The organism is Aquincola tertiaricarbonis, from assembly GCF_000969605.1.
GTDB lineage: Bacteria > Pseudomonadota > Gammaproteobacteria > Burkholderiales > Burkholderiaceae_C > Aquincola > Aquincola tertiaricarbonis.
Genome location: NZ_JZUE01000003.1, coordinates 182130 through 207857 on the forward strand (window position 1 = coordinate 182130; position 25728 = coordinate 207857).

Annotated in this window: 25 protein-coding genes; all 25 read left to right on the forward strand. The window is 68.6% G+C overall.

All coding sequences use genetic code 11. From position 1 onward, the window contains the following. The first annotated feature begins 129 nt into the window (after positions 1–129). The 25 genes from VO99_RS04970 to gltX all read left to right on the forward strand — a co-directional run bounded on the left by VO99_RS04970 (position 130) and on the right by gltX (position 25655). A complete protein-coding gene (locus VO99_RS04970; protein WP_046111703.1) occupies positions 130–897 on the forward strand; it encodes a GntR family transcriptional regulator in 768 nt (255 codons plus the stop codon). Between the two features lie 108 nt (positions 898–1005). Then, positions 1006–1434: a succinate dehydrogenase, cytochrome b556 subunit gene (gene sdhC, locus VO99_RS04975; RefSeq protein WP_046111704.1), complete on the forward strand. Its 429-nt coding sequence runs from the start codon at positions 1006–1008 to the stop codon at positions 1432–1434. Positions 1435–1466: 32 nt separating this feature from the next. Beyond that, the gene (gene sdhD, locus VO99_RS04980; RefSeq protein WP_046111705.1) at positions 1467–1829 is read left to right on the forward strand and encodes a succinate dehydrogenase, hydrophobic membrane anchor protein; all 363 of its coding nucleotides are present in this window, start codon (positions 1467–1469) and stop codon (positions 1827–1829) included. 2 nt (positions 1830–1831) lie between these two features. Then, complete coding sequence (gene sdhA, locus VO99_RS04985; RefSeq protein ID WP_046111706.1) at positions 1832–3640, forward strand: succinate dehydrogenase flavoprotein subunit; 1809 nt, start codon at positions 1832–1834, stop codon at positions 3638–3640. A 26-nt stretch (positions 3641–3666) separates the two neighbouring features. After that, the gene (locus tag VO99_RS04990; RefSeq protein WP_046111707.1) at positions 3667–4371 is read left to right on the forward strand and encodes a succinate dehydrogenase iron-sulfur subunit; all 705 of its coding nucleotides are present in this window, start codon (positions 3667–3669) and stop codon (positions 4369–4371) included. 41 nt (positions 4372–4412) lie between these two features. Continuing rightward, positions 4413–4700 (forward strand): FAD assembly factor SdhE, encoded by a 288-nt coding sequence (locus VO99_RS04995; protein WP_046111864.1) that lies wholly within the window; start codon positions 4413–4415, stop codon positions 4698–4700. Between the two features lies 1 nt (position 4701). Beyond that, positions 4702–6012 carry a citrate synthase gene (gene gltA / locus VO99_RS05000; protein WP_046111708.1) on the forward strand — a complete coding sequence of 437 codons (1311 nt, stop codon included), beginning with the start codon at positions 4702–4704 and terminating at the stop codon, positions 6010–6012. Positions 6013–6194: 182 nt separating this feature from the next. Beyond that, the gene (locus VO99_RS05005) at positions 6195–7184 is read left to right on the forward strand and encodes a Bug family tripartite tricarboxylate transporter substrate binding protein (RefSeq protein WP_046111709.1); all 990 of its coding nucleotides are present in this window, start codon (positions 6195–6197) and stop codon (positions 7182–7184) included. Between the two features lie 33 nt (positions 7185–7217). After that, on the forward strand, positions 7218–8147 hold the full coding sequence (locus VO99_RS05010; protein WP_046111710.1) for a LysR substrate-binding domain-containing protein: 930 nt from the start codon (positions 7218–7220) through the stop codon (positions 8145–8147). A gap of 5 nt (positions 8148–8152) precedes the next feature. Next, positions 8153–9568: a 3-isopropylmalate dehydratase large subunit gene (gene leuC, locus VO99_RS05015; RefSeq protein WP_046111711.1), complete on the forward strand. Its 1416-nt coding sequence runs from the start codon at positions 8153–8155 to the stop codon at positions 9566–9568. 14 nt (positions 9569–9582) lie between these two features. Continuing rightward, positions 9583–9711, forward strand: a complete 129-nt coding sequence (locus VO99_RS29365; protein WP_083440362.1) for an entericidin A/B family lipoprotein — start codon at positions 9583–9585, stop codon at positions 9709–9711. 3 nt (positions 9712–9714) lie between these two features. Further along, positions 9715–10359 carry a 3-isopropylmalate dehydratase small subunit gene (gene leuD / locus VO99_RS05020; protein ID WP_046111712.1) on the forward strand — a complete coding sequence of 215 codons (645 nt, stop codon included), beginning with the start codon at positions 9715–9717 and terminating at the stop codon, positions 10357–10359. 22 nt (positions 10360–10381) lie between these two features. Next, on the forward strand, positions 10382–11479 hold the full coding sequence (gene leuB / locus VO99_RS05025; RefSeq protein WP_046111713.1) for a 3-isopropylmalate dehydrogenase: 1098 nt from the start codon (positions 10382–10384) through the stop codon (positions 11477–11479). Positions 11480–11566: 87 nt separating this feature from the next. Then, on the forward strand, positions 11567–12694 hold the full coding sequence (gene asd, locus VO99_RS05030; protein WP_046111714.1) for an aspartate-semialdehyde dehydrogenase: 1128 nt from the start codon (positions 11567–11569) through the stop codon (positions 12692–12694). A gap of 182 nt (positions 12695–12876) precedes the next feature. Next, complete coding sequence (locus VO99_RS05035) at positions 12877–15579, forward strand: motility hub landmark protein FimV (RefSeq protein ID WP_083440363.1); 2703 nt, start codon at positions 12877–12879, stop codon at positions 15577–15579. Then, a complete protein-coding gene (truA, locus tag VO99_RS05040) occupies positions 15572–16378 on the forward strand; it encodes a tRNA pseudouridine(38-40) synthase TruA (RefSeq protein WP_232315266.1) in 807 nt (268 codons plus the stop codon). Before VO99_RS05035 ends, truA begins: the two co-directional genes overlap by 8 nt. Continuing rightward, positions 16379–17047, forward strand: a complete 669-nt coding sequence (locus VO99_RS05045; RefSeq protein ID WP_046111716.1) for a phosphoribosylanthranilate isomerase — start codon at positions 16379–16381, stop codon at positions 17045–17047. Between the two features lie 5 nt (positions 17048–17052). Beyond that, positions 17053–18282 (forward strand): tryptophan synthase subunit beta, encoded by a 1230-nt coding sequence (gene trpB / locus VO99_RS05050; protein ID WP_046111717.1) that lies wholly within the window; start codon positions 17053–17055, stop codon positions 18280–18282. After that, positions 18279–19088 carry a tryptophan synthase subunit alpha gene (trpA, locus tag VO99_RS05055; protein ID WP_046111718.1) on the forward strand — a complete coding sequence of 270 codons (810 nt, stop codon included), beginning with the start codon at positions 18279–18281 and terminating at the stop codon, positions 19086–19088. Before trpB ends, trpA begins: the two co-directional genes overlap by 4 nt. Continuing rightward, on the forward strand, positions 19085–19957 hold the full coding sequence (accD, locus tag VO99_RS05060) for an acetyl-CoA carboxylase, carboxyltransferase subunit beta (RefSeq protein WP_046111719.1): 873 nt from the start codon (positions 19085–19087) through the stop codon (positions 19955–19957). The genes trpA and accD overlap by 4 nt, the downstream gene beginning before the upstream one ends. A gap of 48 nt (positions 19958–20005) precedes the next feature. Continuing rightward, complete coding sequence (folC, locus tag VO99_RS05065; protein ID WP_157039456.1) at positions 20006–21304, forward strand: bifunctional tetrahydrofolate synthase/dihydrofolate synthase; 1299 nt, start codon at positions 20006–20008, stop codon at positions 21302–21304. 108 nt (positions 21305–21412) lie between these two features. Further along, the gene (locus tag VO99_RS05070; protein WP_046111721.1) at positions 21413–22189 is read left to right on the forward strand and encodes an SPOR domain-containing protein; all 777 of its coding nucleotides are present in this window, start codon (positions 21413–21415) and stop codon (positions 22187–22189) included. Positions 22190–22199: 10 nt separating this feature from the next. Further along, on the forward strand, positions 22200–22715 hold the full coding sequence (locus tag VO99_RS05075; RefSeq protein WP_052736094.1) for a CvpA family protein: 516 nt from the start codon (positions 22200–22202) through the stop codon (positions 22713–22715). Between the two features lie 10 nt (positions 22716–22725). Beyond that, positions 22726–24249 carry an amidophosphoribosyltransferase gene (gene purF, locus VO99_RS05080; RefSeq protein WP_046111722.1) on the forward strand — a complete coding sequence of 508 codons (1524 nt, stop codon included), beginning with the start codon at positions 22726–22728 and terminating at the stop codon, positions 24247–24249. A gap of 11 nt (positions 24250–24260) precedes the next feature. Further along, the gene (gene gltX / locus VO99_RS05085; protein WP_046111723.1) at positions 24261–25655 is read left to right on the forward strand and encodes a glutamate--tRNA ligase; all 1395 of its coding nucleotides are present in this window, start codon (positions 24261–24263) and stop codon (positions 25653–25655) included. The last annotated feature ends 73 nt before the right edge of the window (positions 25656–25728 follow it).

Here is a 25728-nt window from a genome sequence, read left to right on the forward strand (position 1 = left end):
GAGGATGAGGAGGAAGGGGGCGCGGAGGTCCGACTAGCCCGCCAGTTTAGCCCCCGTCAGGGCGATTGACGAACCGGTCGCAGATCTTATGTCTTATGTAAGACATCGCTTTTGTGATGCAATGGCGGCATGATTTCCGCGTTGCCATCGCCCGAGCCGGCCGGCGCATCCACCGCCGTGGCACCGTCGTTCAGCCCGCTGTACCAGCAGATCAAGTCGCTGATCACCCGCAGCCTGCAGGGCGGCGAGTGGAAGCCGGGCGAACCCATCCCCAGCGAGACCGAGCTGGCCGCCCGCTACAAGGTGAGCCAGGGCACGGTGCGCAAGGCCATCGACGAGCTGGCCACCGAGAACCTGCTGGTGCGCCGCCAGGGCAAGGGCACCTTCGTGGCCACCCACGCCGAGGAGAAGGTGCAGTTCCGCTTTCTGCGGCTGATTCCCGACGAGGGCGACGCCGGCAACATGCCGCGCCGCTTCCTGGACTGCCGCCGCCTGCGCGCGCCGGCCGACGTGGCCAAGGCGCTGGAGCTCAAGAGCGGCGAGGCCGTGGTGCAGGTGCGCCGGCTGCTGTACTTCCGCGAGCGGCCAGTGGTGCTGGACGACATTTGGCTGGTCGGCGCGCAGTTCAAGGGCCTGACGGCCGAGCGGCTGTCGGAGCTGCGCGCGCCGCTGTACCGCCTTTTCGAAAGCGAATTCGGCGTGCGCATGATCCGCGCCGAGGAAAAGATCCGCGCGGTGGCGGCCAGCGGCGCCTCGGCGCAGTTGCTCGAGGTGGCCGAGGGCACGCCGCTGCTGTCGGTGGAGCGGCTGTCCTACACCTACGGCGGCAAACCCGTGGAATGGCGCCGCGGCCTCTACGACACCAGCGCCCACTTCTATCGCAACGAACTCAGTTGAGCAGTCGGGCGTGTGGCGAACCACAGGCCCCGTGTGCTGCGTTGCAATAAACTCGTGCGGTTTCACTGCGATTACAAACTCCCCTTCCCAGCCGGTCCAAGGATGCATATGGCAGACACCCTCAAAACCCGTCCCGTCTACCGGAACATCCACGTCACGCAGATCGTCAAGTACCGCCTGCCGCCCGCGGGCATCGTGTCGATCCTGCACCGCATCAGCGGCGTGGTGATGTTCCTGCTGCTGCCCTTCGTGATCTGGATGTTCGATGCCAGCGTGACGTCCGAGATCTCGTATGACGGCTTCGCCAGCGCCTTCTCGGCCGGCATCGGCTTCGTGCCCGGCTGGTTCCTCAAGCTGGTGGCGCTGGCCCTGATCTGGGCCTACCTGCTGCACTTCATCGCCGGCGTGCGCCACCTGTGGATGGACGCCACCCACAGCGTCACCAAGGGTGCCGGCCACCACTCCGCCGTGTTCACGCTGGCTTCCAGCAGCGTGCTGACGGTGCTGCTCGGCGCCAAGCTGTTCGGCCTGTACTGAATCCGAATCCACAAGAAGAACCCACGCTCAAGATGTCCACCAACTACGGTTCCAAGCGCATCGTCGTAGGCGCGCACTACGGCCTCCGCGACTGGCTCAGCCAGCGCGTCACCGCGGTCCTGATGGGCCTGTTCACCGTCATCCTGCTGGTGCAGGTGCTGATGCCCGGCGAGCTGGGCTACGACCGCTGGTCGGGCATCTTCGCCCAGCAGTGGATGAAGGCGCTCACCTTCGTCGTCATCGTCTCGCTGCTCTACCACGTGTGGGTCGGCATCCGCGACGTGTGGATGGACTACGTCAAGCCGGTCGGCCTGCGCCTGGGGCTGCAGGTGGCGACGATCGCGTGGCTCGTCGGCTGTGCCGGCTGGGCGGTGCAAGTGCTCTGGAGACTCTGAAAATGGCCGTTACTGCTTCTTCCATCGCACGCCGCAAGTTCGACGTCGTCATCGTCGGTGCCGGCGGTTCCGGCATGCGCGCCTCGCTGCAGCTGGCACGCGCCGGCCTCAACGTGGCGGTGCTCAGCAAGGTGTTTCCCACCCGTTCGCACACCGTGGCGGCGCAGGGCGGCATCGGTGCCTCGCTCGGCAACATGAGCGAGGACAACTGGCACTACCACTTCTACGACACCATCAAGGGCAGCGACTGGCTGGGCGACCAGGACGCCATCGAATTCATGTGCCGCGAGGCACCGAAGGTGGTCTACGAGCTCGAGCACTTCGGCATGCCGTTCGACCGCAACCCCGACGGCACCATCTACCAGCGTCCGTTCGGCGGCCACACCGCCAACTACGGTGAAAAGCCGGTGCAGCGTGCCTGCGCCGCGGCCGACCGCACCGGCCACGCGATGCTGCACACGCTCTACCAGCAGAACGTCAAGGCGCGCACCAACTTCTTCGTCGAGTGGATGGCGCTCGACCTGATCCGCGACGCCGAAGGCGACGTGGTGGGCGTGACCGCGCTGGAGATGGAAACCGGCGACATCCACATCCTGGAAGCCAAGACCACGCTGCTGGCCACCGGTGGCGCCGGCCGCATCTTCGCGGCCAGCACCAACGCCTTCATCAACACCGGCGACGGCCTGGGCATGGCCGCGCGTGCCGGCATCCCGCTGCAGGACATGGAGTTCTGGCAGTTCCACCCCACCGGCGTGGCCGGCGCAGGCGTGCTGCTGACCGAAGGCTGCCGCGGCGAAGGCGCCATCCTGCGCAACAGCGATGGCGAGCGCTTCATGGAGCGCTATGCGCCCACGCTGAAGGACCTGGCGCCGCGCGACTTCGTCTCGCGCTGCATGGACCAGGAGATCAAGCAAGGCCGTGGCTGTGGTCCGAACAAGGACTACGTGGTGCTGGACATGACCCACCTGGGCGCCGACACCATCATGAAGCGCCTGCCCAGCGTGTTCGAGATCGGCCACAACTTCGCCAACGTCGACATCACCAAGGAGCCGATCCCGGTGGTGCCCACCATCCATTACCAGATGGGCGGCATCCCGACGAACATCCACGGCCAGGTGGTCACGCCCAACGGGCAGATCCCCAACGCGATCGTCAACGGCCTGTATGCCGTGGGCGAGTGCTCCTGCGTGTCGGTGCACGGCGCCAACCGGCTGGGCACCAATTCGCTGCTCGACCTGGTGGTGTTCGGCCGCGCGGCCGGCAACCACATCGTCGAGTTCAACAACAAGAACAAGAACCACAAGCCGCTGCCGGCCGACGCGGTGGACCGCACGCTGGAACGTGTCGCCCGCCTGGACAACAGCACCAGCGGCGAATACGCGCAGGACGTGGCCAACGACATCCGCTCGGTGATGCAGCAGCATGCCGCGGTGTTCCGCACCCAGGCGTCGATGAACGAGGGCGTGCGCAAGATCCAGGAAGTGGCCGCGCGGGTGCCGGGCATCACGCTGAAGGACAAGTCCAAGGTCTTCAACACTGCCCGCGTCGAGGCCTTGGAGGTGGAGAACCTCATCGAAGCCGCGAAGGCGACGATGATCTCGGCCGCGGCACGCACCGAATGCCGTGGCGCGCACACCGTCGAGGACTATGAGCGTCCCGCGGACGACCCGCAGTTCCCGCTCGGCCGCAATGACGCCGAGTGGATGAAGCACACGCTGTTCTTCAGCGAAGACAACCGGCTCGAGTACAAGCCCGTCAACCTGAAGCCGCTGACCGTCGAATCGGTGCCGCCCAAGGTCCGTACGTTCTGAACCCGGTCTGCAAGGATTACCCAGCCATGACGAAGCGCACGTTCCACATCTACCGCTACGACCCGGACAAGGATGCCAAGCCCTATATGCAGGTCGTCGAGATCGAACTCGACGGCCACGAGCGCATGCTGCTCGACGCCCTGAACAAGCTCAAGGCGGTGGATCCCACCATCTCGTTCCGCCGCTCCTGCCGCGAAGGCGTGTGCGGCTCGGACGCGATGAACATCAACGGCAAGAACGGCCTGGCGTGCCTGACCAACATGCGCGCGTTGAAGGACCCGATCGTGCTGAAGCCGCTGCCCGGCCTGCCGGTCATCCGCGACCTGATCGTGGACATGACGCAGTTCTTCAAGCAGTACAACTCGATCACGCCGTACCTGATGAACGACGAGCCGCCGCCCGACAAGGAGCGTCTGCAGTCGCCGGAGGAGCGTGACGAGCTGAACGGCCTGTACGAGTGCATCCTGTGCGCCAGCTGCTCCACCAGCTGCCCCAGCTTCTGGTGGAACCCCGACAAGTTCGTGGGCCCGGCCGGCCTGCTGCAGGCCTACCGCTTCATCGCCGACAGCCGCGACCACGGCACGGCGGAGCGGCTGGACAACCTCGAGGATCCGTACCGCCTGTTCCGCTGCCACACGATCATGAACTGCGTCGACGTCTGCCCCAAGGGCCTGAACCCGACGAAGGCGATCGGCAAGATCAAGGAACTGATGGTTCGCCGCGCGGTTTGAGTGCGGGGATGCACGCAGGTCAGGACGATGCAAGGGTGACGATGGACACTGTGCTCGACGCTAATGCAATCAACCGCCTCAAATGGCGTTGCCGACGGGGGCTGCTCGAGAACGACCTGTTCATCGAGCGCTTCTTCCAGCGGCATGAGAGCCACCTGACCGAATCGCAGGCCCAGGCCTTGCTGGCATTGATGGATCTGGCGGACAACGATCTGCTGGATCTGCTGTTGATGCGCACTGAACCGAGTGAAGAGATGGACCGGCCAGAGGTCCACGAACTGCTCGCGATGATGAGAACCCCCGGAACCATCCTCCAGAAAGGGAAGTGAGATGACCCCCTCCGACGTGAAAGCCACCCTGTCGTTCACTGACGGCAGCCCCAGCATGGACCTGCCGATCTACAAGGGCACGGTGGGCCCGGACGTCATCGACATCCGCAAGCTGTACGCGCAGACCGGCAAGTTCACCTACGACCCCGGCTTCCTGTCGACCGCCTCGTGCAACTCCACGATCACCTACATCGACGGCGACAAGGGCGAGCTGCTGTACCGCGGCTACCCCATCGAGCAGCTGGCCACCAAGTGCGACTTCCTCGAGACCTGCTACCTGCTGCTGAACGGCGAACTGCCCGGCGTGCAGCAGAAGGAAGACTTCGTCAAGCTGGTGACCAACCACACGATGGTCAACGAGCAGATGCAGTTCTTCCTGCGTGGCTTCCGTCGTGATGCGCACCCGATGGCGGTGATGACCGGCCTGGTGGGTGGCCTGTCGGCTTTCTATCACGACAGCACCGACATAACGAACCCGCAGCACCGCGAGATCTCGGCCATCCGCCTGATCGCCAAGATGCCCACGCTGGTGGCCATGGCCTACAAGTACGGCATTGGCCAGCCCTACATCTATCCGAAGAACGAGCTGTCCTACACGGCCAACTTCATGCGGATGATGTTCGCCACGCCGTGCGAGGAATACGTACCCAACGACGTGCTGGTGCGCGCGATGGACCGCATCTTCATCCTGCATGCCGACCATGAGCAGAACGCCTCCACCTCCACGGTGCGGCTGTGCGGCTCGTCGGGCACCAACCCGTTCGCGGCGATCGCAGCCGGCGTGGCCTGCCTGTGGGGCCCGGCGCACGGCGGCGCCAACGAGGCGGCGCTCAACATGCTGGAAGACATCCAGCGCCAGGGCGGCGCCGAGAAGATTGGCGAGTTCATCAAGCAGGTGAAGGACAAGAACAGCAGCGTCAAGCTGATGGGCTTCGGCCACCGCGTGTACAAGAACTACGACCCGCGCGCCAAGCTGATGCGCGAGACCTGCCACGAGGTGCTGGACGCGCTGGGCCTGCATGACGACCCGATGTTCAAGCTGGCGATGTCGCTGGAGAAGATCGCCCTGGAAGACGACTACTTCGTGTCGCGCAAGCTGTACCCGAACGTCGACTTCTACTCGGGCATCGTGCAGCGCGCCATCGGCATCCCGGTGAGCCTGTTCACCGCGATCTTTGCGCTGGCCCGCACGGTCGGCTGGATCGCCCAGCTCAACGAGATGATCGGCGACCCGGAGTACAAGATCGGCCGTCCGCGCCAGCTGTTCTCGGGCGCCACCGCCCGCGACGTGAAGCCGATCGAGCAACGCTGATCGGGCTTTCGCCCCCTGAGAACGCCCCGGTCCCCCGGGGCGTTTTGCATTGGGACGTCGATGGGAGCTTTCGCAGCACGCGAAGGCTCGATACACCAATGCCGCACTCCGGCCCTTCCGCCGGGGGCTATGCTTTTGAACCTGCCGCGCGGCCGCCGCGTGAGCCCAGAAGGAGACACGAGATGAATGCATCCCCGCTGCGCCGCAGCCTGTGCCTGGCGGCCGCTGCTGCCGGCCTGCTGGTGGCCGCCGCCCCCGCTGCGCTGGCCCAGTCCGCGGCCGCCTATCCGCAGCGGCCGGTCACCTTCATGGTGCCGTTCCCCGCCGGCAGCGCCACCGACCAGCTGGCCCGGGTGCTCGGCGAGCATGTCGGCCGCGCGGTCGGCCAGGCGGTGATCGTCGAGAACCGCCCGGGCGCGAACGGCGGCATCGGCACCGCCGCGGCGGCCAAGGCGCCGGCCGACGGCTACAGCTTCCTGATCGCCACCAGCACCACGCATGCGGCCAATGCCTCGCTGTACCGCAAGTTGCCGTATGACCCGATCAAGGACTTCACGCCGGTCTCGCGCCTGGGCGAGATTCCGTTCGTGATGCTGGTGAACCCCCAGGTGCCGGCGGACAGTGCGCAGAAGTTCGTGGCCCATGCGCGGTCCCAGCCCGAGAAGCTGGCGTGGGGTTCCGGCTCCAGCGGCAGCCTGATCCCGGGCCATGCGCTGGTGGCGGCCAACAAGCTGCAGATGGTGCATGTGCCCTACAAGGGCGTGCAGCCGGCGGTCACCGATGCGATTGGCGGGCAGATCCAGCTGGTGTTCGCCGACCTGGCCACCGCGGTGCCGCAGATCAAGGCCGGCAAGCTGCGCGCGCTGGCCGTCACCTCGGCGTCGGAGCATTCGATGCTGCCCGGCGTGCCGCCGATGTCGACCGTGGTGCCGGCCTTCGAGATGACGGCCTGGTTCGCCATGTATGCCCCGGCTGGGACGCCCGAGCCGGTGCTGCGCAGGATGAACCAGCTGGTGCGCGCCGCGCTGACCGACCCGGCGGTGCAGCAGAAGATGGCCGTTTCGGGCTTCACCCTCACGCCCAGCACGCCGGCCGAGCTGGGCCTGTTCGCCGCGAAGGAAACGGTGAAGTGGGCCAAGGCCGTGAACAGCGCGGGCATCGCGCCCGAATAGGCGCGCCGCACGCCCGCCGCGCCGCCGCCGCCCATGCGCTTCGACCTCACCACGCTGAACCTCGTGCTGGCCATCGCCGAAACCCGCAGCATCACCGCCGGTGCCCAGCGGGAGCACCTGGCGCTGGCGGCCGCCAGCCGGCGGCTGTCGGATGTGGAGACGCGGCTGGGCGTGAAGCTTTTCGACCGTCGCGCGCGTGGCGTGGAACTGACCGAAGCCGGCCATGCGCTGGTGCGCCACATCCGCAGCCTGAATGCCTCGCTCAACGCGCTGGAGAGCGAGGTGATGGAGTTCTCCCGCGGCATCCGCGGCCACCTTCGCATTGCGGCCAACGCCGGCGCCATCGCCGAATCGTTGCCGGCCGACCTGGCGGCGTTTTCGCAGGCGCACCCGGGCATCCGCATCAGCCTGGAAGACCTGGGCAGCGCGCAGGTGCTGGCCGCGGTGGCCGACGGCCGCGCGGACGTGGGCGTGTACGTGCCGCCGCAGCACCTGGAAGAAGGCCTGAGCACGCACGCGTACCGCGAGGCGCTGCTGCGTGCCGTGGTGCCGCGCGGCCATGCGCTGGCGCGGCGCAAGTCGGTGGACTTCGATGCGCTGCTCGATCACGAGATCGTCGGCCTGCCCATCGGCAGCTCGTTGCACCAGACGATGCTGGAACATGCGCAGCGCTCGGGCCGCGTGCTGAACGTGCGCGTGCAGGTGCGTGGCTTCGACGCCGTGGCGCAGCTGGTGGAGGCCGGCCTGGGCGTGGCGCTGCTGCCCGCGGGCGTGGCCGACCGGCTGCAGCGCGTGTTCGACGTGAAGGTGCTCGGCTTCACCGAACCCTGGGCCCGGCGGCAGTACCGCCTGGCCGTGCGAACCCAACCCGTGCTGCCCACCGCGGTGCAGCGCTTCATCGACGCCCTGGGCGCGGCCGCCGCGCCCGGCCCGTCGTCTCCTTCGAACCCTGACCTGGAGTAGCCACCATGACCGGCCGCACGCTTTACGACAAGATCTGGGACGAGCACGTCGTCCACTCCGAGGAAGACGGCACCGCGGTGCTCTACATCGACCGCCATCTGCTGCACGAGGTGACCAGCCCGCAGGCCTTCGAAGGGCTGGACATCGCCTCGCGCAAGACCTGGCGCATTTCGGCCAACCTGGCCGTGAGCGACCACAACGTGCCCACCACCGACCGCTCGGGCGGCATCACCGACCCGGTGTCGAAGCTGCAGGTCGACACGCTGGACAAGAACTGCGACCGCTTCGGCATCACGCAATTCAAGATGAACGACCTGCGCCAGGGCATCGTGCACGTCATCGGCCCGGAGCAGGGCGCCACGCTGCCCGGCATGACGGTGGTGTGCGGCGACTCGCACACCTCCACCCACGGCGCCTTCGGCGCGCTGGCGCACGGCATCGGCACCAGCGAGGTGGAGCATGTGCTGGCCACGCAGACGCTGCTGGCCAAGAAGGCCAGGAACATGCTGATCAAGGTGGAAGGCAAGCTGCCTGCCGGCTGCGGCGCCAAGGACATCGTGCTGGCCATCATTGGCAAGATCGGCACCGCCGGCGGCACCGGCTACACCATCGAGTTCGCCGGCTCGGCCATCCGCGCGCTGAGCATGGAAGGCCGCATGACGGTGTGCAACATGGCCATCGAAGGCGGCGCCCGCGCCGGCCTGGTGGCGGTGGACGAGACCACGATCAACTACGTGAAGAACCGGCCGCTGGCGCCCAAGCCCGGGGTGGAGTGGGACCAGGCGGTGGCCTACTGGCGCACGCTGCACTCCGATGCCGACGCGCACTGGGACGCCGTGGTCGAGCTGGACGCGAGCAGCATCCGCCCGCAGGTCACCTGGGGCACCTCGCCCGAGATGGTGCTGTCCATCGAAGACCGCGTGCCCGACCCCGACCGCGAGAAGGACGCCAACAAGCGCGGCGCGATGGAGCGTGCGCTGCAGTACATGGCGCTGCAGCCCAACCAGGCCATCAGCGACATCCGCATCGACAAGGTGTTCATCGGCTCCTGCACCAACTCGCGCATCGAGGACATGCGCGAAGCCGCCGCCGTCGTGCGCCGCCTGGGCGGCCGCGTGGCCTCTAACGTCAAGCTGGCGATGGTGGTGCCGGGCTCCGGCCTCGTGAAGGCGCAGGCCGAGAAGGAAGGCCTGGACCAGATCTTCAAGGCCGCCGGATTCGAGTGGCGCGAGCCGGGCTGCAGCATGTGCCTGGCGATGAACGCCGACCGGCTGGAGCCGGGCGAGCGCTGCGCCTCCACCAGCAACCGCAACTTCGAAGGCCGCCAGGGCGCCGGCGGCCGCACCCACCTCGTGAGCCCGGCGATGGCCGCCGCGGCCGCGCTGGAGGGCCACTTCGTCGACGTGCGCCGCATCGCCTGACGGAGGGCCGCACCATGCGCAACAAGCTCGCCCTGGGGTTGCTGATGCTCGGCCTGCTGGCCGGCTGCAACACCATCCAGGGCATCGGCAAGGACGTGTCCAAGGCCGGCCAGACCATCGAAGACGCCGCTCGAAAGAAATAAGCCATGCAAGCCTTCACCGTGCACCAGGGCCTCGTCGCCCCCATGGACCGCGAGAACGTCGACACCGACGCGATCATCCCCAAGCAGTTCCTAAAGTCGATCAAGCGCTCGGGCTTCGGCCCGAACCTGTTCGACGAATGGCGCTACCTCGACCATGGCGAGCCGGGGCAGGACCCGGCCAGCCGCAAGCCGAACCCGGACTTCGTGCTCAACCAGCCGCGCTACCAGGGCGCCTCGGTGCTGCTGGCGCGGCAGAACTTCGGCTGCGGCTCCAGCCGCGAGCACGCGCCCTGGGCGCTGGACCAGTACGGCTTCCGCGCCCTCATCGCGCCGAGCTTCGCCGACATCTTCTTCAACAACTGCTTCAAGAACGGCCTGCTGCCGATCCGCCTGCCCGAGTCGCAGGTGGCGCAGCTGTTCGACGAGGTGGCGGCCTTCGTCGGCTACCGGCTCACCATCGACCTGCAGCGGCAGGTCGTCATCAAGCCGGACGGCACGGAGCTGGCCTTCGACATCGAACCCTTCCGCAAGTACTGCCTGGTCAACGGCTTCGACGACATCGGCCTGACGCTGCGCCATGCCGACAAGATCCGCGCCTTCGAGGCCGAGCGCCTGCTGCAGAAGCCCTGGCTGGGCCGCACGCTGTAATCACGCCAAGAGGACAAGACACATGAAGATTGCAGTGCTGCCGGGTGACGGCATCGGCCCGGAGATCGTCGACGAGGCGGTCAAGGTGTTGAAGGTGCTCGACCTGAGCTTCGAGCTGGAAAGCGCCCCGGTGGGCGGCGCCGCCTACGAGGCCAGCGGCCATCCGCTGCCCGAGGCCACGCTCGACCTGGCCAAGGCCGCCGATGCGGTGCTGTTCGGCGCCGTCGGCGACTGGAAGTACGACAAGCTGGACCGCCCGCTGCGGCCCGAGCAGGCCATCCTGGGGCTGCGCAAGCACCTGGGCCTGTTCGCCAACTTCCGCCCGGCGATCTGCTACGAGCAGCTGACCCATGCCTCCAGCCTGAAGCCCGAACTGGTGGCGGGGCTGGACATCCTCATCATCCGCGAGCTGACCGGCGACATCTACTTCGGCCAGCCGCGCGGCCGCCGCACCGCGGTGGACGGGCACTTCCCCGGCACCGAGGAAGCGTTCGACACCATGCGCTACAGCCGGCCGGAGATCGAGCGCATCGCGCACGTGGCCTTCCAGGCGGCGCGCAAGCGCGGCGGGCGCGTCACCAGCGTGGACAAGGCCAACGTGCTGGAGACCTTCCAGTTCTGGAAGGACGTGGTCACCGAGGTGCATGCGCAGTACCCGGACGTGCAGCTCGACCACATGTACGTGGACAACGCCGCCATGCAGTTGGTGAAGGCGCCGAAGAAGTTCGACGTCATCGTCACCGGCAACATGTTCGGCGACATCCTGTCGGACGCGGCGGCGATGCTGACCGGCTCCATCGGCATGCTGCCCTCGGCTTCGTTGGACAAAAACAACAAGGGGCTGTACGAGCCCAGCCATGGCAGCGCGCCGGACATCGCCGGCAAGGGCATCGCCAACCCGCTGGCTACAATCTTGTCTGCTGCCATGATGCTCCGCTTCTCCCTCAACCAGCCCCAGGCTGCCGACCGCATCGAGTCGGCCGTCAGCGCCGTGCTGTCGGCAGGGTTGCGCACGCCGGACATCTGGAGCGAGGGCACGCACAAGGTGGGCACCCGCGAGATGGGCGACGCCGTGGTCGACGCGATCGTCAAGACCACCAAGGGCATTACCAAGAGCTAGCAAGCTCCGGTTCGTCTCGCCCCAACCCTGGACCCCGGCGAAGCGAGCCGGGGAACCAGGTTTCTCAACACGAAAGGGCGAACTGAAATGGCACTCACAGGTCTGGTTGGATGGCGCGGCATGGTCGGCTCCGTGCTGATGGACCGCATGGTCGCCGAGGGCGACTTCGATCACATCGAGCCGGTGTTCTTCAGCACCAGCAATGCGGGCGGCGCAGCCCCCGCGATGGCCAAGAACGAAACCAGGCTGCACGACGCCTTCGACATCGAGGCGCTCAAGCGCTGCGACATCATCCTCACCGCCCAGGGCGGCGACTACACCTCCGAGGTGTACCCCAAGCTGCGCGCCGCCGGCTGGAACGGCCACTGGATCGACGCCGCCTCCACGCTGCGGATGAAGGACGACGCGGTCATCGTGCTGGACCCGGTGAACCTGCCCGTCATCAAGAACGCGCTGAGCAAGGGCGGCCGCAACTGGATCGGCGGCAACTGCACCGTCAGCTGCATGCTCATGGGCGTGGGTGCGCTGTACAAGGCGGGCCTGGTCGAGTGGATGAGCACCCAGACCTACCAGGCGGCCTCCGGCGGCGGCGCGCAGCACATGCGCGAGCTGCTCACCCAGTTCGGCACCCTGAACGCCGCGGTGCGCCCGCTGCTGGACGACCCGAAGAGCGCCATCCTCGAGATCGACCGCCTGCTGGTGGCCCAGCAGCGCAGCCTGTCGGCCGACGAGACGCAGCACTTCGGCGTGCCGCTGGGTGGCTCCTTGATCCCCTGGATCGACAAGGACCTGGGCAACGGCATGTCCAAGGAAGAGTGGAAGGGCATGGCCGAGACCAACAAGATCATGGGCCAGGGCGAGGGCTTCGGCACGCCCGCGGTGCCGGTCGACGGCTTCTGCGTGCGCATCGGCGCGATGCGCTGCCATAGCCAAGCGCTCACTTTCAAGCTCAAGAAGGACGTGCCGCTGGCCGATCTTGAGGGCCTGATCGCCAACGACAACCCATGGGTCAAGCTTGTTCCGAATACCCGCGAAGCCACGCTGCGCGACCTGACGCCGGTGGCCACCACCGGCACGCTGACCATTCCGGTCGGCCGACTGCGCAAGATGGCGATGGGCCCGGAATACGTGGGCGCCTTCACCATCGGCGACCAGCTGCTGTGGGGCGCGGCCGAGCCGTTGCGCCGCATGCTGCGCATCCTGCTGGACGCCTGACGCCGCAAACCGGTCGGCACGATCATCAGAAGTTGCATGAGCTCGTCAGGCTATATGCTTGCTGATATTGTGAATTCGACCGTTTGCAGGCTGCCGTGCAAGGCCCGGCGCCAGCCCCTACAAGACAACGTTGGCGCCGGTCCTGCCCTCGGGCGGGCCGCGATGTGCTGCCGGGAGACACCTTGAAGAAACGCTCATTGGCCGCGCACGGCCCCGCCTTGTCGGCCGTCGCTGTGGCGGCCTTGCTGTGCGCCACCGCGCCGGCCGCCTGGGCCCTGGGCCTGGGCCGCGTGGCGGTGCAGTCGTCGCTGGGTGAATCGCTGAGGGCGGAGATCGACGTCACCAGCATCTCGCCCGAGGAAGCCTCCACGCTGCGTCTGCGGGTGGCCTCGCCCGAGGCCTACCGCGCCGCCGGCGTGGACTACAACCCGGTGCTGCCCGGCACCTCGGTGCAGTTGCTGCGCCGCCCCGACGGCCGGCCCTACGTGCGCCTGACCAGCGACCGCGCGGTGCAGGAGCCCTTCGTCGACGTCATCCTCGACATCTCGTGGGCCAGCGGCCGCCTGGTGCGCGAATACACGATGCTGTTCGACCCGCCGGGCCGTGTGCCGCCGCCGCCGGCGGTGGCCGCCGCCCCGGTGCCGCCGTCCATCTCCGCCGCGCCGCTGCCTCCGCCGGTGCAGCGCCCGGCCAGCCCGCGGCCCGCGCCCCAGCCGCCCGCGCCACCGGTGGCCCCCGCGCCAGCGCTGCCGCCGGTGGCGCAGGTGCCGGTGCAGCCGCCCGCGGCCGCCCAGCCGGTGCCGGCGTCGCCCGCCGCCCCGTCGAACGGGGGCGGTACGCCGCGTCCCGCGCCGCGTGCCCCGGGTGCAGCGGGTGGCGACCAATACGCGGTGCGGCAGGGCGAGACCCTGTACCGCATCGCCACCAACACCCAGCACCCGGGCGTGTCGCTCGACCAGATGCTGGTGGCGCTGTACCGCAGCAATCCGCAGGCGTTCATGGACGACAACATGAACCGCATGCGTGCCGGGGCCGTGCTCACCGTGCCCACGCCCGAGCAGGTGCGGCAGATCAGCGGCGGCGAAGCCCGCCAGGTGATCCAGGCGCAGAGCGCCGATTTCAGCGCCTACCGCCAGCGCCTGGCCGGCGTGGTGCCCAGCGTGCGTCCCGACGAGCCGGCGCGCCAGGCGCGCGGCCAGGTGCAGGCGCAGGTGGACGACCGCAAGCAGGCCGCCGCCCCCACGCCGGACCGGCTGCGCCTGTCGCAAGGCTCGGTGCAGGCGTCGGCGCCCGAGGCACGCGCCTCCGGCGAAGCCCAGCGCCGCGACGAGGCTGCCCGCGTGGCCGAACTGGCGCGCAACGTGGAAGACCTCAAGCGGCTGCAAGCCGGTACTGGTACGGGCGCCGGCGTCGGCGCCGCGTCGCCGGCCTCGGGTCCCGCCGCGCCTGGCGCCGTGCCGGGCGTGGCCGTTCCCTCGCCTGTGCCGCCCGCGGGTGCCTCGGCGCCCCTGGTGCCGCCAACCGCAACCGCACCGGCATCCACACCGGCGCCGGCGGTGGCGCCGGGCCTCCCGTCGGCCTCCGCGCCGGTGGTGCCGGCCGCCCCGGTGGCCGTGGCGCCTTCCGCGCCTGCCCGGCCGGCCTCCGCACCCGCCGCTCCGGCGACCACGCCGGCCGCTGCCGACGAGGAGCCGGGCCTGCTGGCCGACAACCCGCTGCTGCTCCCTGGCGCCGGCCTGCTGGTGTTGCTGCTGGCCGGCCTGGGCTACTACCGCTGGAAGCAGAAGAAGCAGGCCGACAGCGGCGAGACCTCGTTCCTGGAAAGCCGGCTTCAGCCCGATTCCTTCTTCGGCGCGACCGGCGGCCAGCGCATCGACACCCGCGAGGCCACCGGCAACTCGTCGTCGTCGATGACCTATTCGCTGAGCCAGCTCGACGCCATTGGCGACGTGGACCCCGTGGCCGAGGCCGATGTCTACCTGGCCTACGGCCGAGACCTGCAGGCCGAGGAAATCCTGAAGGAGGCGATGCGCAGCGACCCCGGCCGCCTGGCCGTGCGCACCAAGCTGCTCGAGGTGTATGCCAAGCGGCGCGACACCAAGGGCTACGAGCTGCTGGCCACCCAGCTGTACTCGATGACCCGCGGCGAGGGCGAGGACTGGCAGAAGGCGCAGCAGCTCGGCCAGCAGATCGACCCCGAGAACCCGCTGTACCAGCCGGGCGGCTCGCCGTCGCCGGCCAATGCCAGCAGCAGCACGATGAACGAGCCACTGGGCGCCAGCACCATGCCGCAGTCGGTGCTGCCGGCCATGGGCTTCGCCACCACCAGCCCCAGCCTGGACGCCGACCTGCCGCCGATTTCCTCGCTGGAACTCGATCTCGACCTCGACCAGCCGACGCAGCCGGGCGACCTGTCGCCGATGTCGATGGAGGCCACCCGCCCCATCGGCCTGGTGCCTTCGGCCGGCCGCGACGACAACAGCCTGGACTTCGACCTGCCGACGACGGCGCCGCGCTCCGAATACGCCGATCCGTCGGCCTCGGTGAACACCGCGCCGATGGACCTGGACCTGGATTCGCTGTCGCTCGACCTCGATCTGCCACCCGAGCCACCCGCGGTCGACCGCCGCAGCACCACGCCGGCCGACCTGGAGTTCGACCTCGGCGACCTGGAGGACTTCGGCGGCGCCGGCGTGGCCGACACCGCCACCGCCGACCTGCGCGACGGCGGCGACGACCCGCTGCAGCGCAAGTTCGAGCTGGCCGACGAGTTCCGCCAGATCGGCGACGTGGAAGGCGCGCGCGACCTGCTGGAAGAAGTGGTCGCCAAGGCCAGCGGCCCGCTGAAGGCCCGCGCGCAGAACCTGCTCGACAACCTTGAGTGAACTGCGCGGCGCCGGGCGCCGCATCGCGCTCGGCGTGGCCTACCGCGGCACCGCGTACCACGGCTGGCAGAGCCAGCCCGATGGGCGCACGGTGCAGGACCACCTGGAGCAGGCGCTGAGCAGCTTCGCCGCGCAGCCCATCCACACGCTGTGCGCCGGCCGCACCGACGCCGGCGTGCACGGCCTGAACCAGGTGGTGCACCTGGACGCGCCGGTGGAGCGCGAGCCGTTCTCCTGGGTGCGCGGCACCAACCGCTTCCTGCCGCTGGACGTGGCGGTGCAGTGGTGCAGGCCGGTGGCCGACGACTTCCATGCCCGCGCCAGCGCGCGCGGCCGCCGCTACCGCTACGTGCTGCTGGAGTCGCCCGTGCGGCCGGCGATCGAGGCGGGCCAGTGCGGCTGGGTGTTCCGCCCGCTGGACGGCGACGCGATGCGCGAGGCGGCGGCGCACCTCGTCGGTGAGCACGACTTCAGCAGCTTCCGCGCGGCCGACTGCCAGGCGCTGTCGCCGGTGAAGACGATGCGCGCCATCGGCATCGAGCGCCGCGGCGCCTACTGGCGCTTCGATTTCGACGCCAGCGCCTTCGTCTATCACATGGTGCGCAACATCATGGGCTGCCTGGTGCAGGTGGGGCAGGGCCACAAGCCGGCCGCCTGGATGGCCGAAGTACTGGCCGCCCGCAGCCGCCAGGCCGCCGCGCCGACCTTTCCGGCGGATGGGTTGTACTTCGTGGGGCCGTACTACGATGCACGGCATGAGATCCCAGACCACACGCCGGCGCAAGACTGGCTGCCCTGAATGAGCCGCACCCGCATCAAGATCTGCGGGCTGACACGCGAGGAGGACGTCGATGCCGCGGTCGAAGCCGGCGCCGACGCCATCGGCCTGGTGCTGTACAAGCCCAGCCCGCGCTACATCACCCCGCAGCGCGCGCGGGAACTGGCCCAGCGCCTGCCGCCCTTCATCACGCCGGTGTGCCTGTTCGTCAATGCCACGCCCGACGAGGTACAGCGCGCGGTGGAGGCGGTGCCCAACGCCACGCTGCAGTTCCACGGCGACGAGACGCCCGAAGCCTGCGCCGCGCCCGCCCGGCCGTTCCTCAAGGCCGCACGGATCGGCCCGGGGTTCGATTTGCTAGACTTCGCCTCCCGCTTCCCGGCAGCACAGGCCATCCTGCTCGACGCTTTTGTCGACGGTTATGGCGGTGGTGGAAAGGTTTTCGATTGGTCGCTCATTCCCGCCGACGTACCCGCTCCGGTCGTTTTGTCTGGTGGGTTGAGTCCTGCAAACGTGATCGATGGGGTGCTGCGCATCCGGCCCTGGGCCGTTGATGTGAGTTCCGGCGTCGAGGCCGGCAAGGGCATCAAGGATGCCTTGCTGATCCGCCGGTTCTGCGATGCGGTAAGGCAGGCCGATGCGCAACTGGCGCAGGCCGACGCCGCCGCAGCAGCCAACCCTGATTCCTGATTGCCATGACCAACAGCAGCTACGCACAACCCGATGCCCAAGGGCACTTCGGACCCTACGGCGGCACCTTCGTCGCCGAGACGCTGATCCACGCGCTCGACGAGCTGAAGGAGGCTTACGCCCACTACAGCAAGGATCCCGAATTCCGCCGCGAATTCGAATACGAGCTGAAGCACTTCGTCGGCCGCCCGAGCCCGATCTACCACGCCGCGCGGCTGTCGCGCGACCTGGGCGGCGCGCAGATCTACCTGAAGCGCGAGGACTTGAACCATACCGGCGCGCACAAGGTCAACAACACCATCGGCCAGGCGCTGCTGGCCAGGCGCATGGGCAAGCCCCGCGTGATCGCCGAGACCGGCGCCGGCCAGCATGGCGTGGCCACCGCCACCATCTGCGCCCGCTACGGCATGGAATGCGTGGTGTACATGGGCAGCGAGGACGTCAAACGCCAGTCGCCCAACGTCTTCCGCATGCACCTGCTGGGCGCCAAGGTGGTGCCGGTGGAGTCGGGCAGCAAGACGCTGAAGGACGCGCTGAACGAGGCCCTGCGCGACTGGGTCACCAACGTCGAGAACACCTTCTACATCATCGGCACCGTGGCCGGCCCGCACCCCTACCCGATGATGGTGCGCGACTTCCAGCGCGTGATCGGCGACGAGTGCCTGGTGCAGATGCCCGAGATGCTGGGCCCTCAGCGCCAGCCCGATGCCGTCATCGCCTGCGTGGGCGGCGGCAGCAATGCGATGGGCATCTTCTACCCGTACATCCCGTACGAGGGCACGCGGCTGATCGGCGTGGAAGCCGCGGGCCACGGCCTGGACACCGGCAAGCACGCGGCCAGCCTGTCCGCGGGCACGCCTGGCGTGCTGCACGGCAACCGCACCTACCTGCTGCAGGACGCCAACGGCCAGATCATCGAGACGCATTCGGTCTCGGCCGGCCTCGACTATCCTGGCGTCGGCCCCGAGCATGCCTACCTGAAGGACCTCAACCGCGCGGAGTACGTCGGCATCACCGACGACGAGGCGCTGGCTGCCTTCCACCGGCTGTGCCGCATCGAGGGCATCATTCCCGCGCTGGAATCCAGCCACGCCATCGCCCACGCCATCAAGATGGCGCCGACGATGCGGCCGGACCAGAGCCTGCTGGTCAACCTCTCCGGCCGCGGCGACAAGGACATCAACACCGTGGCCGAGCTGGCCGGCGTGTCGCTGATGAAGGGTTCGCTGTCATGAGCCGCATTGCCGACACCTTCGCCGCGCTGAAGGCGCAGGGCCGCAAGGCGCTGATCCCCTACGTCACCACGGGCGACCCGTATGCCGACGTCACGCCCGAGCTGATGGCGGCGCTGGCCGACGCCGGCGCCGACGTGATCGAGCTGGGGGTGCCGTTCTCCGACCCGATGGCCGACGGCCCGGTGATCCAGCAGGCCTCCGAGCGGGCGCTGGCCAAGGGCATCGGCCTGCCGCAAGTGCTGGCCGCCGTGCGCGCTTTCCGTGAAGGCAACGCCAAGACACCGGTCGTGCTGATGGGCTATGCCAACCCGGTGGAGCGCTACGGCGTCGAGCGCTTCGTCGCCGATGCCGGCCAAGCCGGCGTGGACGGCGTGCTGATCGTCGACTACCCGCCCGAGGAGTGCGAGGCCTTCGCCGCGCTGCTGCGCAAGGCCGACCTCGACCCGATCTTCCTGCTGGCTCCCACCTCCACCGAGTCACGCATGAAGGCCGTGGGCCGCATCGCCAGCGGCTACGTGTACTACGTGTCGCTCAAGGGCGTGACCGGCGCCGGCCACCTCGACACCACCGCCGTGGCCGACATGGTGCCGCGCATCAAGGCCCATGTGAACGTGCCGGTGGGCGTGGGCTTCGGCATCCGCGACGCGGCCACCGCCAAGGCGGTGGCGCGGGTGTCGGATGCGGTGGTCATCGGCTCGCGACTCGTCCAGATCCTGCAAACCCAGCCCCGCAACCAGGTCGCACCGGCGGCGGCGGCGTTCATCGCCGAGATCCGCGCCGCGCTAGATGAAGGAGTTTTCACATGAGTTGGCTTGAAAAGCTGCTGCCGCCCAAGATCCAGCCGACCGACCCGAGCGAACGCCGCACGGTGCCGGAAGGCCTGTGGATCAAGTGCCCTTCGTGCGAGACGGTGCTGTACAAGACCGACCTGGAGCAGAACGTCAACGTCTGCCCCAAGTGCAGCCACCACCACCGCATCGGCGCCCGCCAACGGCTGGATGCCTTTCTCGACGCAGAAGGCCGCTTCGAGATCGGCCACGAGGTGCTGCCGGTCGACGCGCTGAAGTTCAAGGACAGCAAGAAGTACCCCGAGCGGCTGAAGGACGCGCTGGAAACCACCGGCGAGACCGATGCGCTGGTGGTGGTGGGCGGCGCGGTGCACACGGTGCCGCTGGTGGCCGCCTGCTTCGAGTTCGACTTCATGGGCGGCTCGATGGGCTCGGTGGTGGGTGAGCGCTTCGTGCGTGGCGTGGAAGCCGCGATCGAGCAGCGCGTGCCCTTCGTCTGCTTCACCGCCACCGGCGGCGCGCGCATGCAGGAAGGCCTGCTCAGCCTGATGCAGATGGCCAAGACCAATGCCGCGCTCACGCACCTGGCCAAGGCGAAGCTGCCCTACATCAGCGTGCTGACCGACCCGACGATGGGCGGCGTGTCGGCCAGCTTCGCCTTCGTGGGCGACGTGGTCATCGCCGAGCCGAAGGCGCTGATCGGCTTCGCCGGCCCGCGCGTGATCGAGAACACCGTGCGCGAGAAGCTGCCCGAAGGCTTCCAGCGCTCGGAGTTCCTGGTGCAGAAGGGCGCGATCGACATGATCGTCGACCGCCGCCAGCTGCGCGCCACCATCGCCAGTGCGCTCAGCATGCTGCAGCGCCAGAGCGCAGACGCGGTCGCCTGACCCTGCTGCCGGGCGTCGCCGGCCAGCGCGCTACCATGCGCGCCCATGCTGACGACGCCCCCCCGCTCGCTCGCCGACTGGCTGGCCCACTGCGAGCGACTGCACCCCAAGAACATCGACATGACGCTGGACCGCGTGCGCGCGGTCGCCCAGCTCCTGGGCATCCGTTTCGACGTGCCCGTGATCACCGTCGCCGGCACCAACGGCAAGGGCTCCACCTGCGCGATGCTGGAAGCCATCGCCCAGTCCGCCGGCTATCGCGTGGGGCTGTACATCAAGCCGCACCTGGTGCACTTCGAGGAGCGCTGCCGCATCAACGGCCGCATGGCCGACGAGGCCACGCTGCTGCCGCACTTCGAGGCGGTGGAAGCCGCCCGCGGCGACACCACGCTGAGCTACTTCGAGTTCACGATGCTCGCGATCCTGCGTACCTTCATGCATGCGCCGCTGGACGTGGTGATCCTGGAAGTGGGTCTGGGCGGCCGGCTGGACGCGGTCAACATCATCGACACCGACTGCGCGGTGCTCACCAGCATCGACCTCGACCACACCGAGTGGCTGGGGCCTACCCGCGAAGACATCGGTCGCGAGAAGGCGCACATCATGCGGCCGGGCAAGCCGGCGATCGTCAGCGACCCGATGCCGCCGCAGAGCGTGATCGACCATGCCGACGCGATCGGCGCCGACCTGTGGCTGGCCGGTCGCGATTTCCGCCACGGCGGCGACCGCCAGCAGTGGCAGTGGGCCGGCCGCCAGCGGCGCTTCAGCGCGCTGGCCTATCCCGCGCTGCGCGGCGCCAACCAGTTGCTGAATGCAGCCGGTGCGCTGGCGGTGTTCGAGGCCATGTACCACCGGCTGCCGATCACCGCGCAGGCAGTGCGCCAGGGACTGGCGCTGGTCGACCTGCCGGGCCGCTTCCAGATCGTGCCGGGCCAGCCGACGCTGGTGCTGGACGTGGCGCACAACGCGCAATCGGTGGCCGCGCTGGCGCTCAACCTGGACCAGATGGGCTTCTTCCCGCGCACGCATGCCGTGTTCGGCGCCATGCGCGACAAGGACCTGCCGGCGCTGCTGGCCAAGCTGTCGCCGCTGGTGGACCACTGGCACCTGTGCAACCTGGACACCGCCCGCGCCGCCACCGCCGACGAGCTGGCGGCCGCGGTGCAGGCCCTGCCCACCCAGCAGCCGGTGACGGTCCACACCCATGCCGACCCGGCCGCGGCATTGGCCGCCGCCGTGGCCGCCGCGGACCCGGCTGATAGAATCGTGGTCTTCGGTTCTTTCTACACCGTAGGCGGCGTGCTGAAGGACGGCTTGCCGAGGCTGAGCGCCAAGCACACGGCTTGACCCGGCGGCCGGCGCGGCTGCCAACCGCCGGGCCCGGTGGACTTCCCGCCCCGGCGGGCCCAGCGCACCGGCCAGCTCCTCCGTTCCGCCCCGACTCCTTCCCCACGCATGGGCCTGCTGTCCTTCTTCAAGCGCCAACCTTCCGCTGCCCGCGAGCCCGCCGATCCGGCCGAGGCCGTGCAGCGGGCCCGCACCACCGCTCGGCGGCGGCTCATCGGCGCCGTGGTGCTGCTGGGCGTCGGCGTCATCGGCTTTCCGCTGCTGTTCGAAACCCAGCCGCGGCCGATCCCGGTGGACATCCCGATCGACATCCCACGCAAGGAAGGCGCCGCCCCGCTGGAGGTGCCCCCGGCACGTTCCGCTGCGCGTGCGGTGCCGACGCCGGCCGAGCCGGCGCCCGACACGATGGTGACCGAGCGCGCCGCCGAGGCCGGCCGCGAAGTGGCCCCGCCGGCTGCCACGAGCCCGGCGCCAGCCGCTGCGCCCGCGCCCACGCCGCCCGCTCCACGCCCGGCCGAGACGGAGCGCAAGCCGGCCGCCGAGGCACCTCCCCCTGCTGCGGCCAAGCCGGCGGTACCGCCGCCTGCTCCGGCGCCGCGCGAGGATGCCCAGCGCGCCCGCGCCTTGCTCGAAGGCAAGGCCTCCGAGCCGGCGGCCGGCCGCTTCGTCGTGCAGGTGGGCGCCTTTGCCGACGCTGGCGCCGTGCGTGATGCGCGGGCCAAGGTGGAGAAACTGGGCCTCAAGACCTATACCCAGGTGGTCGACACCGCTTCGGGCAAGCGCACCCGGGTGCGGGTGGGGCCGTTCGGCAGCCGCGAGGAAGCGGACAAGGCCTCGGCCCGCATGCGCTCCGCCGGCCTGGCGCCGGCCGTGCTCACCTTGTGAAGGTGGCGGGATGACGGGTGTCGATCCTGCCTTCACGCTGAGCTGGGTCGACTGGGCGCTGCTGGCGGTGCTCGCGGTGTCGGTCGTGGTGGGCTTGTGGCGGGGCTTGATTTTCGAGGTGTTGTCCCTCATTGGTTGGGTGGCGGCCTATGTGGCGGCGCAGGTGCTGTCGCCGACGGTGGCGCCCTGGCTGCCCATCGGCACGCCGGACAGCGCGGTCAATTCAGGGGCGGCGTTTGCCATCACCTTCGTGCTGGCGTTGATGGTGTGGAGCCTGGTGGCCCGCCTCGTCAGCCTCTTGGTGAAGGCCACGCCGCTGGCCTTCGTCGACCGGGTGCTGGGCGCCGGTTTTGGCTTGATGCGTGGTGGCGTGCTGTTGCTGGCGCTGGCCACGGTGGTGGCATTGACCCCTGCGGCGCGTTCGCCGCAGTGGCAGGAATCTGTTGGGGCGGCATGGCTGGGTGCCATGCTGCAAGAGCTGAAGCCGGTGTTGCCGGTGAACGTGGCCCGGCATCTACCGGGCTGAAGGAAACATCATGTGTGGCATCGTCGGCGTCATCTCTCATGCGCCCGTCAACCAGTTGATCTACGACGCGCTGCTGCTGCTGCAGCACCGCGGCCAGGACGCCGCCGGCATCGTCACGATGCAGGGCACCAAGTGCTTCATGCACAAGGCGCGTGGCATGGTGCGCGACGTGTTCCGCACCCGCAATATGCGTGGCCTGCCGGGTGACGTCGGCCTGGGCCAGGTGCGCTACCCGACCGCAGGCAACGCCTACAGCGAGGAAGAGGCGCAGCCCTTCTACGTGAACGCGCCCTTCGGCATCGTGCTGGTGCACAACGGCAACCTCACCAATGCGCTGGCCCTGAAGCAGGAGCTGGTGGACGTGGACCGCCGCCACATCAACACCGAGAGCGACACCGAGGTGCTGATCAACGTGCTGGCGCACGAGCTGGCCCGCGCCGCGCGCGACAAGACGCTGAACCCCGAAGTGATCTTCGATGCGGTGGCGGCGGTGCACAAGCGCATCAAGGGCTCGTATGCGGTGGTGGCGCTGATCGCCGGCTACGGCCTGCTGGCCTTCCGCGATCCGTTCGGCATCCGGCCGCTGGTGTACGGCGAGGCGGTGACGCCGGAAGGCCGCACCGTGATGGTCGGCAGCGAGACCGTCGCCATCGAAGGCACCGGCCACACCGTCACCCGCGACGTGGCGCCCGGCGAAGCCATCTTCATCGATATGCAAGGCACGGTGCACACCAAGCAGTGCGCCGAGTCGCCCACGCTCAATCCCTGCATGTTCGAGTTCGTCTACCTGGCCCGGCCCGATTCGGTCATCGACGGTATCTCCGTCTACCAGGCGCGGCTGAACATGGGCGAGACGCTGGCGCAGCGTGTCATCTCCACCATGCCGCCCAACGAGATCGACGTGGTGATTCCCATCCCCGAATCCAGCCGGCCTTCGGCCATGCAGCTGGCGCAGAAGCTGGGCAAGCCGTACCGCGAAGGCTTCGTCAAGAACCGCTACGTGGGCCGCACCTTCATCATGCCGGGGCAGGGCGTGCGCAAGAAGTCGGTGCGCCAGAAGCTCAACGCGATCGGCGTGGAGTTCAAGGGCCGCAACGTTCTGCTGGTGGACGACTCCATCGTGCGCGGCAACACCAGCAAGGAGATCGTGCAGATGGCCCGCGAAGCCGGTGCGCGCAAGGTGTACCTGGCCTCGGCGGCGCCGCCGGTGCGCTTTCCGAACGTGTACGGCATCGACATGCCCACGCGCGAGGAGTTGATCGCCCACGACCGCACCATCGAGCAGATCCGCGAGTACATCGGCGCCGATGCGCTGATCTACCAGGACGTGGACGCGATGAAGCGCGTGGTGGGCACGCTGAACAACCAGATCAGCACCTTTGAGGCCTCGTGCTTCGACGGCCACTACATCACCGGCGAGGTGACGCAGGCCGACTTCAGCGCCATGGAGGCGCAGCGCCGCTCGCAGGGCGGCGAGGAAGAAGAAGCCAACCGCAGCCGCCTGGCGCTGCAGAACGCCACCGAACAAGCCTGACCCCGACGCGCATGAAGAAGACCGTCCGCACCCGCATCGCGCCGTCTCCCACCGGCTTCCTGCACCTGGGTACCGCGCGCACTGCGCTGTTTTCCTGGGCCTACGCCCGCCACTATGGCGGCGAGTTCGTGCTGCGCATCGAGGACACCGACGTCGCCCGCTCCACGCAGGACTCGGTCGACCAGATCCTGCAGGCCATGCGCTGGCTGGGCCTGGACTACGACGAGGGCCCGATCTACCAGATGCGCCGGCTGGAGCGCTACAACGCGGTGATCGCGCAGATGCTGGAAGCCGGCACCGCCTACCGCTGCTACGCCACGCCGGCGGAACTGGACGAGATGCGCGAGGCCCAGCGTGCCCGCGGCGAAAAGACGCACTATGACCGCCGCTGGCGGCCCGAGCCGGGCAAGGTGCTGCCGCCACCGCCCGAAGGCGTGGCGCCGGCCATCCGCTTCGCCAATCCGGTGGACGGCGTGGTCACCTGGGACGACGTGGTGAAGGGCCCGATCAGCATCGCCAACCGCGAGATCGACGACCTGATCATCGTGCGGCCCGACGGTGTGCCCACCTACAACTTCGCGGTGGTGGTGGACGACTGGGACATGAACATCACCCACGTGTTCCGCGGCGACGAGCATGTGAACAACACGCCGTGGCAGATCAACATCTTCCACGCGCTGGGTGCGCCGCTGCCGCAGTTCGGCCATGTGCCGGTGATCCTGGGCGACGACGGGCAGAAGCTCTCCAAGCGCCGCGGCGCGGTGAGCGTCACGGCCTACGAGGAGGGCGGCTACCTGCCCGAGGCGATGCTCAACTACCTGGCCCGACTCGGCTGGAGTCATGGCGACGAAGAGCTGTTCTCGCGCCGCCAGCTGGTCGAGTGGTTCGACGGCGAGCACCTGTCCAGGAGCCCCGCGCAATGGGACCCGGCCAAGCTGAGCTGGGTCAATGCGCACTACATCAAGCAGGCCGACAACGATCGCCTGGCCGCGCTGGTGGTGCAGCAGCTGGCACGCCGCGGCATCGAGGCCACGGCCGACGAGCCGATGCTGCGCCGCGTGGCGCTGTTCAAGGACCGTTGCGCTACCACGGTCGAGCTGGCCGACTGGGTGGCGATGTATTTCTCCGAGCCGCAGCCAAGCGAAGCCGATGCGGCGCAGCTCACCGATGCCATCAAGCCCGCGCTGCAGGCGCTGGCCGACGCGCTGGCTGCGCTGCCCGCGTGGGACAAGGCCTCCATCAGTGCCGCGTTGAAGCAGACGCTGCAGGCGCACGGCTTGAAGATGCCCCAACTGGCCATGCCGGTGCGGGTGGCCGTTTGCGGCCGCGCGCAGACGCCCTCGGTCGATGCAGTACTTGAGTTGTTCACTCAGGCTATCGTGGTCGACCGCTTGCGCAAACTTTAAAAATCACTCTATACTCCATTTCTCGCTTGAACACGCTTCTTCTTCAAGACGAACCGCACAAAATGCGGAACGA